14 protein-coding genes are annotated in these 16,489 nt (G+C 59.9%); 7 read left to right on the top strand and 7 right to left on the bottom strand.

What is annotated here, in order from left to right; all coding sequences use genetic code 11:
* Positions 1 to 96: 96 nt before the first annotated feature.
* From VGG22_00570 to VGG22_00560, 3 genes are read left to right on the top strand one after another with little or no spacing between them, the layout of a single operon-like run.
* Positions 97 to 1,524 (top strand): YncE family protein, encoded by a 1,428-nt coding sequence (locus VGG22_00570; GenBank protein ID HEY1726855.1) that lies wholly within the window; start codon positions 97 to 99, stop codon positions 1,522 to 1,524.
* Positions 1,521 to 2,630 carry a hypothetical protein gene (locus VGG22_00565; GenBank protein HEY1726854.1) on the top strand — a complete coding sequence of 370 codons (1,110 nt, stop codon included), beginning with the start codon at positions 1,521 to 1,523 and terminating at the stop codon, positions 2,628 to 2,630. The genes VGG22_00570 and VGG22_00565 overlap by 4 nt, the downstream gene beginning before the upstream one ends.
* A gap of 17 nt (positions 2,631 to 2,647) precedes the next feature.
* Positions 2,648 to 4,087, top strand: coding sequence for a DcaP family trimeric outer membrane transporter (locus VGG22_00560; protein ID HEY1726853.1), 1,440 nt, complete (start codon positions 2,648 to 2,650; stop codon positions 4,085 to 4,087).
* On the opposite strand, the gene VGG22_00555 is transcribed toward VGG22_00560, so the two are convergent.
* Positions 4,084 to 4,854 (bottom strand): GntR family transcriptional regulator, encoded by a 771-nt coding sequence (locus tag VGG22_00555; protein HEY1726852.1) that lies wholly within the window; start codon positions 4,852 to 4,854, stop codon positions 4,084 to 4,086. The two genes, VGG22_00560 and VGG22_00555, sit on opposite strands and share 4 nt — an antisense overlap.
* Before the next feature lie 107 nt (positions 4,855 to 4,961).
* On the opposite strand from VGG22_00555, the gene VGG22_00550 reads away from it, so the two are divergent.
* The 4 genes from VGG22_00550 to VGG22_00535 are packed head-to-tail and all read left to right on the top strand — an operon-like array spanning position 4,962 to position 11,219.
* Entirely contained in the window at positions 4,962 to 6,158 is a 1,197-nt protein-coding gene (locus VGG22_00550) for an aminotransferase class V-fold PLP-dependent enzyme (protein ID HEY1726851.1), read from the top strand.
* A 10-nt stretch (positions 6,159 to 6,168) separates the two neighbouring features.
* On the top strand, positions 6,169 to 9,141 hold the full coding sequence (locus VGG22_00545; GenBank protein ID HEY1726850.1) for an FAD-linked oxidase C-terminal domain-containing protein: 2,973 nt from the start codon (positions 6,169 to 6,171) through the stop codon (positions 9,139 to 9,141).
* Positions 9,138 to 10,451 carry an MFS transporter gene (locus VGG22_00540; protein HEY1726849.1) on the top strand — a complete coding sequence of 438 codons (1,314 nt, stop codon included), beginning with the start codon at positions 9,138 to 9,140 and terminating at the stop codon, positions 10,449 to 10,451. The genes VGG22_00545 and VGG22_00540 overlap by 4 nt, the downstream gene beginning before the upstream one ends.
* Before the next feature lie 9 nt (positions 10,452 to 10,460).
* A complete protein-coding gene (locus VGG22_00535) occupies positions 10,461 to 11,219 on the top strand; it encodes a hypothetical protein (protein ID HEY1726848.1) in 759 nt (252 codons plus the stop codon).
* On the opposite strand, the gene VGG22_00530 is transcribed toward VGG22_00535, so the two are convergent.
* From VGG22_00530 to VGG22_00505, 6 genes are read right to left on the bottom strand one after another with little or no spacing between them, the layout of a single operon-like run.
* Positions 11,216 to 11,971 (bottom strand): IclR family transcriptional regulator, encoded by a 756-nt coding sequence (locus tag VGG22_00530; protein HEY1726847.1) that lies wholly within the window; start codon positions 11,969 to 11,971, stop codon positions 11,216 to 11,218. The two genes, VGG22_00535 and VGG22_00530, sit on opposite strands and share 4 nt — an antisense overlap.
* Before the next feature lie 2 nt (positions 11,972 to 11,973).
* Positions 11,974 to 12,729 carry an enoyl-CoA hydratase/isomerase family protein gene (locus VGG22_00525; GenBank protein HEY1726846.1) on the bottom strand — a complete coding sequence of 252 codons (756 nt, stop codon included), beginning with the start codon at positions 12,727 to 12,729 and terminating at the stop codon, positions 11,974 to 11,976.
* Positions 12,726 to 13,907 (bottom strand): CaiB/BaiF CoA-transferase family protein, encoded by a 1,182-nt coding sequence (locus VGG22_00520; GenBank protein ID HEY1726845.1) that lies wholly within the window; start codon positions 13,905 to 13,907, stop codon positions 12,726 to 12,728. Before VGG22_00520 ends, VGG22_00525 begins: the two co-directional genes overlap by 4 nt.
* Entirely contained in the window at positions 13,904 to 15,082 is a 1,179-nt protein-coding gene (locus tag VGG22_00515; protein HEY1726844.1) for an FAD/NAD(P)-binding oxidoreductase, read from the bottom strand. The genes VGG22_00520 and VGG22_00515 overlap by 4 nt, the downstream gene beginning before the upstream one ends.
* Positions 15,082 to 15,273 (bottom strand): ferredoxin, encoded by a 192-nt coding sequence (locus VGG22_00510; protein ID HEY1726843.1) that lies wholly within the window; start codon positions 15,271 to 15,273, stop codon positions 15,082 to 15,084. Before VGG22_00510 ends, VGG22_00515 begins: the two co-directional genes overlap by 1 nt.
* Entirely contained in the window at positions 15,273 to 16,400 is a 1,128-nt protein-coding gene (locus tag VGG22_00505; protein HEY1726842.1) for an aromatic ring-hydroxylating dioxygenase subunit alpha, read from the bottom strand. Before VGG22_00505 ends, VGG22_00510 begins: the two co-directional genes overlap by 1 nt.
* Between the last annotated feature and the right edge of the window lie 89 nt (positions 16,401 to 16,489).

Genomic DNA, 16,489 nt, shown 5'->3' with positions numbered 1-16,489 from the left:
AGAATTTTGAATGCAATAGTGTGACAAATCGAACTGAATTTCGCATGCATTATGCGATTTAGCCCGATTTCTCTATCGACCTAGCACGGAGGAATCATGAGGGGTACCAAGTTCTGGCTCGCCCTGACGCTCGGCGCCACGTTGTTCTCGTCAACGATCGGCTTGGCGGGCTCCGCAACGTCAGGACCTTACGCCGTCGTCACCGGGCGGCGCGATCCTAACCTCTTCGTCATCGACATCTCGAAGGCGATCGATCCCGCCAATAACCTTACTGATAAAGCCATCGTCAGCCGCCCTCGCGTTTCACCGAACGTCCCGAATCTCGACTCTGAGGTTTCCAGCAGCAAATTTATCGGGATCCATATGATCCCGGCGCAAGCACTGCCCAACAACGTCATCCTCGGACCGCACGGCAACCATTTCTACGTCGTCGATCATGCAGGTTGGGCGCGACCCGTCGATGTCGAGGCCGGTATGCCGCACGGCTACGCCGGCGCGTTGACCGTTATGGACGTCAGCAAAACGCTGAACCCGGCTAACAGCAACACGACAAACGCCATCGATGCGATCTATCGCACGGGTGGATGGGGTCCTGCTGGTGTCGTCGTCACGCAAGACGATCATTACGCGTTCGTTGCCAATTCCGAAGGTCCGAACAGCGAAGACGGCGCGCTTGAAATCGGGCTCATCAATTTAAAAACGCACGAGCTCGAGCGCGTCTTGCTGCAAGCGTGGGGAAAAGGCGGCGCCCATCATCAGCCTGGCCACGGATGCGACGAGATCAAGATCAACCCGGGGCTGATCCCACACTCCTCGCCGGACATCAATTTCGGCTGCTTTCCAAATCCAAACGGCCTGGCGTACTCCCCGCGCGGAGGCGGCTATATCTTCTCCGCGAACGAGGGCACGCTCGACGTCGGCGTCATCAACATGCACAAAGCAATCGCCGGCGATCCACACTTTGAAGAATCTCGCATACCGGTCGCGAGCGGTCCATGGGCGATCACGACGAGCCCGGACGGCAAGTACGTTGCCGTCACCGATCGCGACAACGACCAAACCGATGTACCCGGACAGTTCATCTCGATAATTGACGTCCAGCGAGCGATCAACAAAGATCCGCACGCGGAAATCCGTCGCGTTCTGGTCGGTACCGATAAAGAAGACGGCGGCAGTCATCCATTCGGGCTTGCGTTCACGCCGAACGGAAAATACATTGTCACCGCGTGCGATCTCGCTGGTAACATTTCGGTCGTCGATCTCAAGAAAGCGGTCAGTGGCGATCCGCATCCCGAGATCGCGCGCATCCCGGTCGAAGCTCCACCGAACGGCGGTCCGAAGCCGCGTCCGCGTGGCGTCGCAATTACGCCGGACAGCCGTTATGCGGTAATCTCCGGTGGTCCGCCTTACGTAAAATCGGGCGGCGTCGTTTGGATCATCGACCTTCAGACATTCAAAGTCGTGGGCACCGTAACGGGCGTCGGAAACGAGCCCTATCTCGCGGCCATCACCGAGGGCAAATGAGACGTGCCCTCATAATCGGGATCGCCGTCGTCTTCGCGGCCATTCCGACTCTCGTGCTCGCAGCGCGCTTCGGAATCATCAAGTCCATTCCGGTTCCGAACGTTGTTGCGGGCGGCGACTTCTCATTCGATATCAGTTACGTCGATGCAGCGAGCGGCCGCTACATGCTCTCCGATCGCACGAATAGTGCCGTTGACGTTTTCGATGCGCGGACCGGAAAGCTGATCAAACTCGTCAAGGGCTTCACCGGCGCAGCCAAGACATCGTCGAGCTCCGGACCGAACGGCCTCGCCGGTATTCCGGGCACCTCGCTCGTTTATGCCGGAGACATCGGCAGCATCAAGCTGGTCGATTTCATGGCCGGCAAGATTGTCGCTTCGATTCCGATTCCGAACGCAAAGATGCGTACGGACGAAGGCTGTTACGACGCGGACGATCGGGTCGCGATGTTCGCGAATCCCGACGATCTGAAACCGTTCGTAACGTGGATTTCGACGGCGACGAACAAACGCATCGCACGTTTGCAATTCGTCGCAGACGGACTCGAGCAGTGCGTGTACGATCCGCACACCAAGAATTTTCTCGTCAACAACGACGGAACGCCGAAGAACCCCGGCGGCGAAGTCGACGTCATTCCGGCCTCGTCGGTGCTCAAAAACCATCCGGTCATTTCCGTTGCGTACGCGGTTCCCGGATGTGCGCTGGCGGGCATGGCACTCGCACGCGACGAGAAATTGCTGCTGGGCTGTTCCGCAGATAAAAAAGGAGTGAAACTGCTCACGCTCGTGATGAACGCCGCGAGCGGCGCGATCTTGAAGATGATCGCGCAAGTCGGCGGCGAGGACCAGGTTGCGTATGACGACGCCCGGCAGCGCTTCTACACAGCTTCGCGCGACATGACCGCGAGCGGGATCGCAGGCAAAGGCGCCGTGACGCCGGTGCTTGGCGTGATTGACGCCAGGACGCTCTCTTGGATCAGCAACGTACCTACAGGACCGAACGCGCACTCGGTCGCCACCGACGCGAAAACGGGTCGCGTGTTCGTCCCAGTCGCTCCCAGTGCGACGAGCGCGGGCGGCATCAATGTCTACGGCTACCGCAACTAATGGTGAGGAGTACCAGAATGCGAAAGAACGTTCTTTTATCGTTTACTCTTATGAGCGTGCTCGGCGCCGCGTTGATCGTGGCTTCGACCTCCGCTCGAGCCGCAGACAACACGGTCGCGCAAGCAAGCTCGTCGGCGGCTCCGGCCGGCGCGAGCATGTCAGCGGCCGAACGCGACGCTGAAATTCAAGAGCTCAAAGCGCGACTCGAAAAACTCGAAGCCGCGCAGCAGGCCGAAGACGCGACCATTCAGGCTCAACAAAAGCAGCTCGAAACGAAGGCCGCCCAGGATAAAGTGGTATCGACCGGATCATTCCCCGGTTCATTCAAAGTCCCGGGCACAAATACGTCGATCAAGATCGACGGCTTCGTCGACCTCCAAACATTTTACGATCCGCAGCAAAATCTAGGCGACAAGTTCCAAGTCGGAAACATTCTGCCACCGAGCGGTGCGCAAGCACAAACCGCCGGAACCTTTCACGCCCAAGGCAAGCTGACGAGAATCAACATCGCGACCGAGACGCCCAGCGACCATTTGGGAACGCTGAAGACGTTCTTCTCGATGGACTTCTTTAACAGCCAGGCAAACGGTCCCGGGCAGACGATCCAGAACAACAACTACACACCACGCGTGCGTGAAGCGTGGGGCGAGCTCGGCGGTTTCCGCATCGGCAAGCAGTGGTCGCTGTTCCAAGACGACCCCGATTCGATGGATAGTCTCGACCTTTCGGGTCCGACCGGGGTTCCGGCGGAACAAGTGCTCGAGCTTCGATACACGCACAAGCTCGGTATCGGAAGTCTTGCGGTCGCGGCCAACAGCCCGGCCACCGATTATGCCGGTAGCGACAGCGCGAGCGATGTCGAGAGTGCATCGGCGTACAATCCGGTACCGGATTTCGAAACGCGATACGAGGTCGGCGGAAAGGCTGGACACCTCCAAGTCTCCGGTGTCTGGCGCAAACTTGCATACGACGATGGCGCTTACCACCGCACGATGACGACCGGCGGCGGCATGCTGGTCGGCGGTACGTTGAACCTCGGACAATACAGTGCCGTCGGTGGTGAAACGTGGTTCGGTAGCGGGATCGAGCGCTATTCGCCCGATGACTTCGGTCCGGTATCGAGCGCGCAGATCAACAATATCAATACGCCCAATCAGCAGATCTACGCAGCCAACTCGCACGGACTTGCAATCTACGCGCTGCACGTGTGGAGTGCCGAGTTCCGCTCAAACGTCGGCTACGGCACCTACGCCATGCAGTGGTTCTCGTTTCTTCCGCTCACCGATTCTGAACCGGCGCTCACGAGAACGTTGCACATCAACACGATTTGGAGTCCGATGAAGCCAATTGACATCGGTATCGAGTATATGAACGGCACGAAAGCGTTTCGTTCGGGCCTCGCACTACCCGACACCAACGCATCACGCTGGGAGATGGCCTTCAAGTACAAATACTAGGAGCGCGCTGCTCGTTTCCGTGCGCGGCTGATTGCCGCAGGGAGCACACTCTCCGCAACCGGTTCATCGCCACTCATCTTTCGCAACATCCCGACGATCGCGTCACACGTATGCGAAAGATGGGTCCGAAGGATCTGCGATAAGCCCGCACCATCGCGCTGCACGAGCGCAGACACAATGCTCTCGTGTTCGTGCATAGCCTCATCCCAACGCGGTTGCGTGCGGTTCGCCGCATAGCGTGCTCGACGAATGCGTGCATTCAGATTCATGTACAAACCCAACAGCAGTGAGTTATCAGTACCTCTTATGATTCGCTCGTGGATTTCTCGATTCAATCGGAAATACGACCGTAGATCGTGGTTGTCGTGATACTGCGCCATCTTGCGGTTCAAGTTCTCGACGACGGCGATCGCGGCATCGGACATGCGTTCGCAAGCCAATTGCCCCGCCAACGCCTCGAGCGAACCCATCACTTCGAACATCTCTCGGACCGCGCTCTCGGTCAGTTGTGTGACGCGAGCCCCTCGGTTGAGGTGGATCTCCACGAGTCCCTCGGAGGCCAGCACCTTAAGGGCCTCGCGCAGCGGCGTCCGGGAGATCTTGAAGCGCTCGCAGATCTCGCGCTCGGGAATGCGATCGCCCGCGTCAAGCTCTCCTTCCTCGATCATCTCCCGCAGCCGGGCAACGACCTCGTCGTGCAGCGAGGTGCGGGCAATAGCCCGGGCCGTCAAACGGCTCTCGAGCGGCGGCCGGCCGGCGGAAACCATATAGATATGCTTTCGACTTGCATTAGTCGAATATTGAATGCAATATTCATAAGACAGTCCACCGTACTATTCTACACGTCCCCATTCCATCGAAGGTAGGACTAAACATGCCGACCGCGACTGGGCGCCACTTTCTGCAGATCCCCGGCCCGACCAACGTCCCCGACCGTGTTTTGCGCGCCATCGACAGACCCACGATCGACCATCGGGGCCCTGAATTCGCAGCGCTCGGACTCGAAGTCTTGGCCGGGATTAAGACGATCTTCCAAACCCAGAATCCCGTCATCATTTATTCGTCCTCGGGCACCGGAGCGTGGGAGGCTGCGCTCGTCAATACGCTCTCGCCCAGCGACAAAGTCCTCATGTTCGAAACGGGCTGGTTCGCGTCGCTCTGGCGTGAAATGGCCGAACGCGTCGGTGTCAGCGTGGAATTCGTACCCGGCGATTGGCGACACGGTGTCGACGCGGCTGAAGTCGAGCGGCGGCTCGAACGTGATACCAAGCGCGAGTTCAAGGCCGTCATGGTCGTGCACAACGAGACCTCGACCGGCGTTACGACACGTATTCCCGACGTGCGCGCGGCAATCGATCGCACGAGTCACCCGGCGCTCTTGATGGTCGATACGATCTCTTCACTCGCATCGATTGATTATCGTCATGACGAGTGGGGTGTCGACGTAACGGTCGGTGGCTCACAAAAAGGCTTGATGTTGCCTCCCGGCCTTGGATTCAACGCCGTATCGCTAAAAGCGCTCGACGCGGCGCAGCGTTCACGCTTCGGTAAATCATATTGGGGTTGGCTCGAGATCATCAAGGCGAACCAAAATGGTTTCTGGCCTTATACGCCCAGCACCAACATGTTGTACGGACTACGCGAGGCGATTGCGATGCTGCACGAGGAGGGCCTGTCCGCGGTATTCGAGCGCCATGCGCGTCACGGTGAAGCAACACGCCGCGCCGTCGGCGGCTGGAATCTCGAGCTGCTGGCGGCCGATCCGCGCGAGTATTCGAATTCGCTGACGGCAATAGTCGTCCCCGACGGCGTAAATGCAGACGAGTTGCGAGCGGCAATTCTCGATCGTTACGATATGTCGCTTGGAACCGGTCTCGGACGACTCAAGGGCAAGGTTTTCCGTATCGGACATCTCGGCCATTTCAACGACTTGATGTTGGCCGGAACGCTGTGCGGCGTGCAGATGGGTCTCGATGTGATGAACATTCCGCACGGCGACGGCGTTTCCGCCGCTCTCAAATACCTTAGCGACTCGAAACAAGCCAAGATCGCGACGCTGGCCACGGCCTAGCCGGCAAGCAGTGCGAACCGCAGAACAGCGCGCCATTCCGGCACGCCCTGAGCGTAGCTCCGTCTTTGACTCCAAGCTGCTCGAAGCACGGCTGAGGCGCGAGGTCACGGGCGACATCTACTTCGACGCATTCAACCGCGGCCGTTACAGCACCGATGCGTCGATCTACCAAATCGAACCGGCGGCAGTCGTTGTACCGGCGTCGCTGAATTCTCTCAAAGCCGCAATTGCGATCTGCACTGACCTCGGCGCGCCGATCGTACCGCGCGGCGGCGGGACGTCGCAGTGCGGTCAAACGATCGGCACCGGCGTCGTCATCGATACGAGCAAACATCTCAACGCGCTGTTGAGCGTCGACGCCGCAGCCAAAACCGCCGTCGTGCAGCCCGGCATCGTTCTCGATCAGCTCAATAAGCAATTAAAAAAGCACGGGCTGTTCTTTCCGGTCGATCCGTCGACTGCGAGCCGCGCGACGCTTGGCGGCATGACCGCAAACAACAGTTCCGGCGCACGCTCGATCGAGTACGGCACCATGGTCGACAACGTCCTCGCCATCGAGGCGATCTTGCCCTCAAACGAAAGCTTCCGCTTCGGCGAATTGCCTGCAGACCTCAGCGCGTTGCCCGATGACGGCTATGGCCGTATCGCAAAATCGCTCCGCGATATCGGTCTACGGGAAGCGGACGAGGTTGCTCTCCGCTTCCCGAAATTGTTGCGACGCGTCGGCGGCTACAACATAGACACGATCTCGCCGAAGGGCCACAACCTCGCCAAGGTCCTCATCGGATCCGAAGGGACGCTCGGCTTCTTCACGTCGATCGAGCTCCGACTGGCCGACATTCCACCGCATCGCATGCTCGCGATTTGTCATTTCCCGACGTTCTACGCCGCGATGGACGCCACGCGTCATCTGGTCGCTCTGCAGCCATCCGCGGTCGAGCTCGTCGATCGCACGATGGTCGATCTCTCGCGCAACATTCCGATCTTCCGTCCGACGATCGAGAAGTTCGTGCACGGCGAACCCGATGCGCTCTTACTCGTCGAGTTCTCCGGTTCGGACGCGTCTGCGCTTACCCGCAAACTCGATGACGTCGAAGGCGTGATGGAGGGTTTGCACCTTTCCGGCGCAGTCGTTAACCTGATTTCGAACACGGATCAAAGCGATATCTGGAACGTTCGCAAAGCCGGACTCGACATCATGTCCTCGATGACGGGCGACGGCAAGCCGGTCTCGATCGTCGAGGATTGTGCCGTCGGGCTTGCCGACCTCGCCGAATTCACGCAAGAGCTGAACGACATGTTCGAGCGCTTTGGAACCAAAGGCACGTGGTACGCGCACGCGTCGGTGGGCTGCTTGCACGTGCGGCCGGTTCTCAACATGAAAAGCGCGGAAGACGTCGCGAAATTTCGCGGCATTGCGGAAGAAGGGTTTGCAATCGTCCGCAAATACAAGGGTTCGCATTCCGGCGAGCACGGCGACGGTATTCTGCGCTCCGAGTTTCACGCCGAAATGTTCGGCGAACGCCTTGTTCGGGCGTTCGAAGACGTAAAGGACGCGTTCGATCCGAACGGAGTCATGAATCCGGGTAAGATCGTGCGCCCATTGCGCATGGACGATCGCACGCTGTTTCGTTATCGGCCTGAGTACAGCGCGTTGCCGCTCGACACGACGCTCGACTGGTCAGCATGGCCGGGCGGCCTTAGCGGGGCCGTAGAGATGTGCAACAACAATGGAGCATGCCGCAAAGACGACGGCCTCATGTGTCCGTCGTACATGGTCACGAAAGACGAAGAACACACGACGCGTGGCCGAGCGAACACGCTGCGTCTCGCGCTTTCGGGACAGCTCGGCGCGGACGCGCTGACCTCGCAAGCAATGTACGAGACCCTTGATCTTTGCGTTTCGTGCAAAGGCTGCCGGCGGGAATGCCCGACCGGCGTCGACATGGCAAAAATGAAGCTGGAGTTCTTGCACCGGTATCGCCGCAAGCACGGCCTCGGTCTCAAAGATCGTCTCGTTGCGAATTTGCCGCGCTACGCTCCAGCACTAAGGCGCATTGCGCCGCTACTGCAAGCCGGCGCCACATCATCCGTGGCGCGCCATCTTGCGGAACGCGTCACCGGAATCAGCGCACGCCGAACCCTCCCGGCGTGGCGGCGCGATGTCTTCGATCACTGGGACCCCTCGAGCGCCACCTCACCAACCGGAGCAAAAGACGTCGTCTTGTTGGTCGACACGTTCAACACGTACTTCGAACCCGAGAACGCGTGGGCCGCGCGCGATGTGCTCGAGGCGGCCGGTTATAACGTCATCGTGCCGGCACCGGTGGACAAACGCAGGCCGCTCTGCTGTGGCCGCACGTTTCTCTCCGCGGGCTTGGTCGACGATGCTCGCACGGAGATACGCCGCTCGGTTGCAACGCTGCAGCCGTACGTTGCGGCGGGTACGCCGATCGTCGGACTCGAGCCGTCGTGTCTCCTGACGTTTCGCGACGAAGCACTCTCGGTGCTGCCGGGCGCCGGAACGCAGGCACTCGCCAAGCAAGCGTTTCTGTTCGAAGAGTTTCTGGTGCGCGAGCTCGAGGCCGGGCGCTTCGCACTGAAGCTGCAGGCGCTGCCGGGCGATACCCATCGTGCGTTGCTCCACGGTCATTGTCATCAGAAGGCTTTCGGAGCACTGACGCCTGCGCAGCGCGTCCTCGCGCTCATTCCAAGACTCAAGGTTGAGACCGTCCAGTCAAGCTGCTGCGGCATGGCGGGAACGTTCGGCTACGACGCTCACCACTTCGACATTTCGATGAAGATGGCTGAATTGAGTTTGCTGCCGGCAGTTCGTGCTGCCGGAGATTCCGCTTTCATCGTCGCCGACGGCACAAGCTGCCGGCATCAAATCCACGACGGCGCACACAGAGAGGCGATGCACGTCGCGCGCGTTCTGCACTCGGCTCTCACATCTTCTACGGAAAGGGCCAAAACACGATGAGTGTCCAGCAGACAATGGCGCCCGCGACCCGCGCGGTCGGAGCGTCGCATGTACGTTACGCGATCCTCACGCTTATCTGCATCTTGTATTTCCTTTCGTATCTGGATCGCACGGCAATCTCTGTCACCGCTCCTGCGATGATCAAAGAGTTTCACTTCAACAAAGCGACGATGGGTTTGATCTTCTCGGCCTTTGCGACGACCTACGCGCTGCTGCAAATCGTCGGCGGTACGCTCGGCGACCGTTTCGGTCCGCGCAGCGTGCTGACGTTTCTCATGGCGCTGTGGTCGGTGTTCACCGCTGCCACCGGTGCTGCGACTAGCTTCCTGACGTTGTTCATTGCGCGTCTGTTGTTCGGGTTTGGCGAAGCGGGCGGTTTCCCGGTCTCGACGCGCGCGCTATCGGCATGGTTTCCCAAGGAAATGCGCGGCTCGCTGCAAGGGATATTGCATGCCTGCTCGCGCAGCGGCGGCGCAGTATCGGCGATGATCGTCGTTGCGATCGTCGTGTGGACCGGCAACTGGCGATACGTCTTCTTCATCCTCGGAGTACTTGGGCTCGCATGGGCTATCGCTTTTTACGTCATGTACCGCAACTCACCGTCAGACGTGCCTAGGGTCAACCCGGAAGAGCTCGCGTACATCCGAGGCGCGGCATCGACGACGCCTGAGGCGCCGCAACAGCGAGCTGTTCCGTGGGGTCAGATTTTTGCCAGCCCCGATATCTGGCTCTTGACGCTCGCATATTTCGCGTACGGCTACACATTTTGGATCTACATCACGTGGCTGCCGACGTATCTGACGGAGGCGCGTCACCTTGCATTCGGAGCACTTGCGCTCGCAGTAACGGTACCGCTTGCAGGCGGAGTCCCCGGCGATCTGGTCGGCGGTTGGCTCTCCGATGAGATCTACAAGCGCACCGGAAGCCTCAACCTTGCGCGCCGCACGCTGATTGCCGTGTCTTTCATCGGCACGGTCGTGTTCATCGTCCCGGCGCTCTTCGCCGGCAACGTCGCTCTCGCGATCATCCTGTTTGCTCTCGCGATGTTTATGCTCGAATGCGCGGTATCCAATTGTTGGGCCGTCGCGATGGACTTGGGTGGACGGAACTTTGCCGGAACCGTCTCGGGTTTCATGAACACTGGGTTTGGTGTCGCGGGCATCCTGTCGCCTCTGGTTTTCGGAATCCTCGTCGATCGTACAGGCTCGTGGCGCGCAGGCTTCATGGTTGGTTCTACACTCTTGATCCTCGGAGCGATCATCATCTTGTTCGTGAACGCAACCCGTCAGGTGGGCCGAACCCAAGCCTAAGGAGCACTAATGTCCCGGCGCCGCCATCATCTCAGAATCTTCTTTTTCGCAATGTGCGCGTTTCTGTCGCTTCACGCGTTCGCGTATGCGGGTCCACCGTACGAGACCGACGATCCTGAGCCGACGGATTACCGAAACTACGAAATCTATCTCTACGGTGACTATCATCGGATCTTAGAAAACATTGCGGCGAGTGCGGCGACGCTCGAATTCAATTACGGAGTGCTGCCTAACACGCAGTTTTCGGTATCGATCCCGTCGTCAAGCTCTTCAGCCGGCAATGGAATCGGCGATCTCGAGATCGGACTGAAGTATCGTTTCGTCCCGGAGACGCTTGGACGGCCGCAAATTTCGTTCTATCCCTCCGTAACGGTTGCAACCGGTAATGCGGCGACGGGTCTAGGCGAAGGACACGGCACGTTGTTTTTACCTGTTTGGGGGCAAAAAACGTGGGGCAAGTGGACGATCTTCGGCGGTGGAGGGTTACAGCTCGATCGTGAGGCCGGCGGCGACTTGTCCTGGCACGAGGGCATCGCGATCACGCGTGACGTCGGCGCGACGAACGTCGGCGTGGAATTCTATCGCCAAACGCCGCAAGGCATCACCTTACCCGGTTACACGGACATCGGCGTCGGCATGATTTCCGATATCGGAAAGTATCACGCGTGGCTGTGGTCGTTTGGCCGCGCACTTGCACCCGAGAGCGTGCACGCATATGCCGCTTACGAATGGCGCCTCGGACCCACGTCTTCGAAAGAGGCGCCTTAAGAGACTCGTTCGAACGCGCCGTGCCGGCGTGAGATGTCGTGTGCCGCAGAGCAGACATGTTCTGCAAATTTTGTGATGCTCGGCTCGACGCGATCGCCGGGACCTGAAATGCCGACCGCGGCGATCACCTTGCCGTAGCGATCGAAAACCGGGGCGCCGATTCCCCAGACCGATTCGCGCCACTCGCCCCGATTGACGGCGTGCCCGATGCGACGAATCTCGGCCATGTGCGCAACGATCTTTTTCACGCCGACGAGCGTGCTCGCGGTAAAACGTTTCCCGCTTTCGGCGACCGTCACGATCTCGTTCTCGGGACGCCACGCAAGGAGCGCTTTCCCCGTTGCGGTCGCATAGGCAGGCGAGCGCCCACCGACGGACGTGTACGAGCGAATCGGGTGTAGTCCATCGACTTTCTCGACATACACCGAGTAGCCGTCTTCGTAGACGGCATAGTGCGCCGTCTCGCCGGTCCGCTCGACGAGATCGCGCAAGATCGGTATCACCTCATCGCGCACGGTTTCGGAATTCACGGCATTGCAGCCGATGCGCCACATCTTCAGACCCAGCGCATATTCGCCGTGCGCCGTGCGGCGAACGAAGCCTTTGGAAACCAGAATCCCGATGAGCCGCAGCAAGGTCGATTTCGGAAGCTTCATCTCCGCGGCGATTTCGGACAGGCTTCGGCTGCCGGAAAGACCGATGCATTCCAGGACGGCAAGCGTTTTGGCAGCGGACGTGGTCGATTGCGCCATCCTCAACTCTCCTTTGCTTTTGCTGGCAAAACCTTACGCGTATGCGCACGCATGCGCTCCGCGAGACCCTTACGCGCCGTCGCGCGCTGCAGCTCTTCCATATCTGTGCCCGATGCGGACTGACGCGTCAGGCGAAGGATCGTTCGCAACGTCTCGGCGTCAAATTCCAAAGCCTTCGCAAGAATCTCATCGAGGCGAGCCTCGAGACGTTCCGGCTCGCACAGCTCGCTGAGCAGACCGTTTGCACGCGCGGCGTGCGCATCGAGGATTTTTCCCTCGATCAACGTTTCGCGCGCTTGCTGTCCGCCGATCAAGCCGCTAAGATGACGCGTCCCCAAGATGACGCCGAATCGCGAGCCTGGGAATCCGAGGCGAGCGCGCTCCGTCCCGATACGATAATCGCATGCCGCAACGAGATCCGCGCCCGCGCCCATTGCGACTCCATTGACGAGCGCTATCGTCAGTGCCGGCGCGCGGCGAATTCGTTCGAGCATCGTCTCAATGGAAACGAAGCGCGCAGCCAGCGTCGCATCGTCGACCTGATCGATATCGGCAAGACCGAACCCCGCGCAGAAGCGGGTCCCCGAGCTTTGCAGCACGATCGCGCGTGTCGTTTCGCCGCAAGCTGTTTGCAATGCTTCATCAAGCTGCGCTACGAGCTCAGGCGAGAGAGCGTTCGCGTTTTGCACGTCATCAAGCGTGATGCGAACCGCGCCCGGATGCGCAGACTCGTGCGCGATCCTAACGCCGTGGCTCATGTTTGGGCACCGGTGCGGCTAGTGAGCCAGTCGGATTGCACTTCGTCGTTGTGTTCGCCCAGGCGCGGCGGTGCGTGGGGCATTGGCGGCCGCGTCTGATTAATCTGCACCGGATACGCGACCGTTTTACTCCTGCCGGCTACCGGCACGTCGAATTCGGTGACGAGTCCGCTCCTTGCGAGCTCAGGATCTGCCAGAATCTCGGCAAATGAGTTGATTGGTCCGGTCGGCACACCGCGCTTCTCGAACTCGGCGATCCATTCGGCCGACGTGCGCGTAACGAAGACCGGCTGCAAGATTTGCGTTAGCTCTTTTTGATTTCGCGCGCGATCGCTTATTGTCGAAAAACGCGGATCGGCGAGCAGCTCGCGTTTCCCGGTCGCTTCGCAGACTTGTTCCCAGAGCGAATCGTTGCCGGCCGCAATAATGAACGGCGCATCACTTGCGTGATATCCCTGATACGGTGCATTGCGTGGATGGGCCGAGCCCAATCGCTTGGGAGAAATGCCCGTGCCCCAATATTCGCTGGTCTGCAATCCGGAAATGCCGAGCAAACAATCCAGCATCGGGCAATCCAAGTGAACGGCACGATGCTCGCGTTTTGCAACGTCGCGCATCGCAAGGATCGTATACGCCGCGTACAGCGCGGCGGTCATGTCCCCGACCGGAACACCCGCCTTCGCGGCCTCGCCATCTTCATCACCGGTAACGCTCATCAAACCCGACATGCCTTGGATCACGACGTCGAATGCACCGCGCTTGGCATAACGCCCGCGATGCCCGTACCCCGAGATCGAGCAATAGACGATCTCGCTTTGCAGTTTTGCGACCTCGTCGAACCCCAAGCCTAACCGATCCAAAACGCCGGGCCGGTAGTTTTCGATGATCACGTCCGTAACCGCGCACAACCGGCGAATGCGTTCGAGGTCCCCGGGATTCTTCAGGTCGGCAACGACGCTGCGCTTGCCGCGGTTGAGCGCGGCAAAGTTCATGCTGTAACTCTCGCCATCATTTTCGGCGAAAGGCGGCCAGGTTCGCAGACCGTCACCTTGCGGCGGCTCGACTTTGACGACGTCGGCGCCGAGATCTGCGAGGAGCATTCCGCAGAACGGGACGGCGGCAATGTGTCCGAATTCCAGCACGCGCAGCCCCTGCAGCGGTGCGTGCAGATCGCTCATGCGGTTTTTGCCTCCAAGTGCGCGTTCGAATCGACCATCGCTTTATACGCGATGACGCGGTGCATGCTGTTGTACAGAAATGCGCCGGTGACTCGACCGCCGCGCAGAAAGACGGCAACGAAACGGCGCTCGTCAAGTGCGCCTTCCACGACGCGTAGCTCGTCTGGGGACTGCGGCATCCCGACGAGCTGCATCTTGTTTTCGTATTGATCCGACCAAAAGAACGACGTCATGTCGAATGCCGCAGCGCGCTCGCGACCCGAGATGAGCGTCGCAGCCGCGGCCTCGCCTTGCCCGATCGCGCTGTCCCAATGTTCGATCCGAACCGGACCGTAGCGCGGATGATCCCAACGCGCGACGTCGCCGGCCGCCACGATATTTTCCGCCGCCATCCCGGTTGCATCGCAAAGGACGCCGTTCTGCAGGTCGAGACCACTATCTTCGAGCCAACCGACGTTGGGCGTGACGCCGATGCCGGCAATCACGATTTCGGCCTCGATGACGCGACCGTCACTCAGACGGACGCCTTCGATCGCATCGCTACCGGCGAAACCGTCGACGCCGATGCCAAGTTCGAGTTTCACGCCGTGTGCTTCGTGGAGCGTACGGCACACCTCGCCCAAGCGTTCGCCCAGCACGCGCAGCAACGGAAGCCGATCCATCTCAACAACCGTCACATCGCAACCGAGCTTGCGCAGCGACGACGCGACCTCGCAGCCGATGAACCCCGCGCCGACGACGACGGCTTTGCGCGCGCCGCGCGCGATGCGGTCGCGAATCGCGGATGCGTCCTCAACCGTGCGAAGCGTGTATGCGCCGTTGCGCCCGGCGAAGCCGGCGGGTGCGCGCGCACGTGCGCCCGTTGCGATGACGAGGCCGTCAAAAGGCACATGTTCTCCGGATGCCAGCGTGACGCGCCGCTCGGCGACGTTAAGTCCCGTGGCGCGCGCGCCGAGCCGCCAATCGAAATCCTGACGTTGAATGCGCAGATCGAGTCGCGGCCGCTCCCAGTCCCCGGTAAGAAATTGTTTCGAAAGCGGTGGACGCTGATATGGAGGAGATTCTTCTTCTCCAACGATCGTGATGGTTCCGTCGAAGGCGAGGTCGCGCAAACGATGTGCAGCAGCGAGCCCCGCGAGCGAGGCCCCGACGATAACGACCGATCGGAGACTCACTAGCCTTCGATCGTTATCGCCTGCGTCGGGCAAAGGCGCACTGCCTCCACAACCTTTGCACGAAGCTCCTCGGGCGGCGTTTCGTTCAGAATGTAGAGCATGCCGTCTTCGCGCACTTCGAAGACTTCAGGCGCGGCCATCATGCACAGCGCGTTGCTCATGCACGCCTTCATGTCGACGACGACTTTCATTATTTTGCCCGCGTTAGGTCCGTAGCGTACTTGGCCATCTCGAGCGAGGATGCCGGCGTGCCGAAGAGGTCGTTCCCCTCAGCCTTCTCCATCCGTGCAAGCACGCGACGCGCGTGAACCACGCCGACGTCCGAGCGGACGTTTACTTCACGGTAGGTTGCCCCATCCGAGAAGCCATCGGAGAACTCCAGCATCTGTTGCTGCCGAGCCAAAGCCCACTCATCTTGCGCGACGACGGCCGGAAACTCGAACGCCATTCCTTGCGCGAGCGTCATCGAGCGATCCGGTGGAAAACGTTTTCCGGCCTTCGTAATCATGATCCAGTGCCACTCGAGATTCACGTCGTCAATCGGCGTGTCGGTGTGGCACAGTATGTAGCCTTCCTCTTCGTCCGTACCGAGCTTTCCGGGCGGCGCAACGCGCAGTTGCACGCGCACGAGACCCGGGCCCATCATGCCGTGCGTGTGGTCGCGATCGACGACATCCAGCCCGAACCAACGCTGGTAGTAGGGAGGCAGCGTGTAGTTCTTGGCTTCGCGCGTGGTCATGACTTTGGGATTGCCGTCGACGGTGTCTTCGACCAGCCCAACGGGGATCATCGAGTTTGCAAGGTCACCGATGTTGCCGTCATGCAACGGAAAGAAGTGCGTGATGTCGAGCAGATTCTCGATCAACAACCGGTAGTTCGCGCGAACGCGCAGAGGCGGATCGGAAATAACCGCTTCGTAGCGTGGGTCGGCGAGCTCCGGAATGCGTGGCGGCTTGATGTCGCCCATGTTCGCCGGATCTCCCGGCCACAACCAAACGAGCCCGTCTTGCTCGACGACGGGGAACCGATGCAGCTGCGCGGCCGGAGAAATCGGGAAGTCGCGTTGCATTGGAATGTCGACGCACTTACCCTCGCCGTCATAGCACAATCCGTGATATGCACAACGCAAGATGCCGTTGTCCAGCAGCTTGCCGTCCCACAGCGGGAAGCGCTTGTGGCAGCAGCGTCCGTCGAACGCGACGACTTTGCCCTCTTGCGTTCGCCACATCACAATCGGCAGCGCCGTTATGATCTTCTTTTGAAGCTCGTATTTGAAGCCACGCGACAAACCGGCGACATACCACGAATTGCGAATCATCGAACCGAACCTCCCGCCTAAATTGTCTCACTATACGGAATATTAAACCGTATAATGATGGTATCAAGTTGTGTCTCCCGCGGTCAAAT

This window comes from Candidatus Baltobacteraceae bacterium (genome assembly GCA_036489885.1).
Taxonomy (GTDB): Bacteria; Vulcanimicrobiota; Vulcanimicrobiia; order Vulcanimicrobiales; family Vulcanimicrobiaceae; genus JAFAMS01.
The sequence above is the reverse complement of the archived record's forward strand: the minus strand, read 5'-3'. Positions and strand labels throughout refer to the sequence as shown.

Coding starts and splice junctions, on each gene's coding strand:
- VGG22_00570 (HEY1726855.1), top strand. CDS start 97: ATGAGGGGTACCAAGTTCTGGCTCGCCCTGACGCTCGGCGCCACGTTG.
- VGG22_00565 (HEY1726854.1), top strand. CDS start 1,521: ATGAGACGTGCCCTCATAATCGGGATCGCCGTCGTCTTCGCGGCCATT.
- VGG22_00560 (HEY1726853.1), top strand. CDS start 2,648: ATGCGAAAGAACGTTCTTTTATCGTTTACTCTTATGAGCGTGCTCGGC.
- VGG22_00555 (HEY1726852.1), bottom strand. CDS start 4,854: ATGGTTTCCGCCGGCCGGCCGCCGCTCGAGAGCCGTTTGACGGCCCGG.
- VGG22_00550 (HEY1726851.1), top strand. CDS start 4,962: ATGCCGACCGCGACTGGGCGCCACTTTCTGCAGATCCCCGGCCCGACC.
- VGG22_00540 (HEY1726849.1), top strand. CDS start 9,138: ATGAGTGTCCAGCAGACAATGGCGCCCGCGACCCGCGCGGTCGGAGCG.
- VGG22_00535 (HEY1726848.1), top strand. CDS start 10,461: ATGTCCCGGCGCCGCCATCATCTCAGAATCTTCTTTTTCGCAATGTGC.
- VGG22_00530 (HEY1726847.1), bottom strand. CDS start 11,971: ATGGCGCAATCGACCACGTCCGCTGCCAAAACGCTTGCCGTCCTGGAA.
- VGG22_00525 (HEY1726846.1), bottom strand. CDS start 12,729: ATGAGCCACGGCGTTAGGATCGCGCACGAGTCTGCGCATCCGGGCGCG.
- VGG22_00520 (HEY1726845.1), bottom strand. CDS start 13,907: ATGAGCGATCTGCACGCACCGCTGCAGGGGCTGCGCGTGCTGGAATTC.
- VGG22_00510 (HEY1726843.1), bottom strand. CDS start 15,273: ATGAAAGTCGTCGTCGACATGAAGGCGTGCATGAGCAACGCGCTGTGC.
- VGG22_00505 (HEY1726842.1), bottom strand. CDS start 16,400: ATGATTCGCAATTCGTGGTATGTCGCCGGTTTGTCGCGTGGCTTCAAA.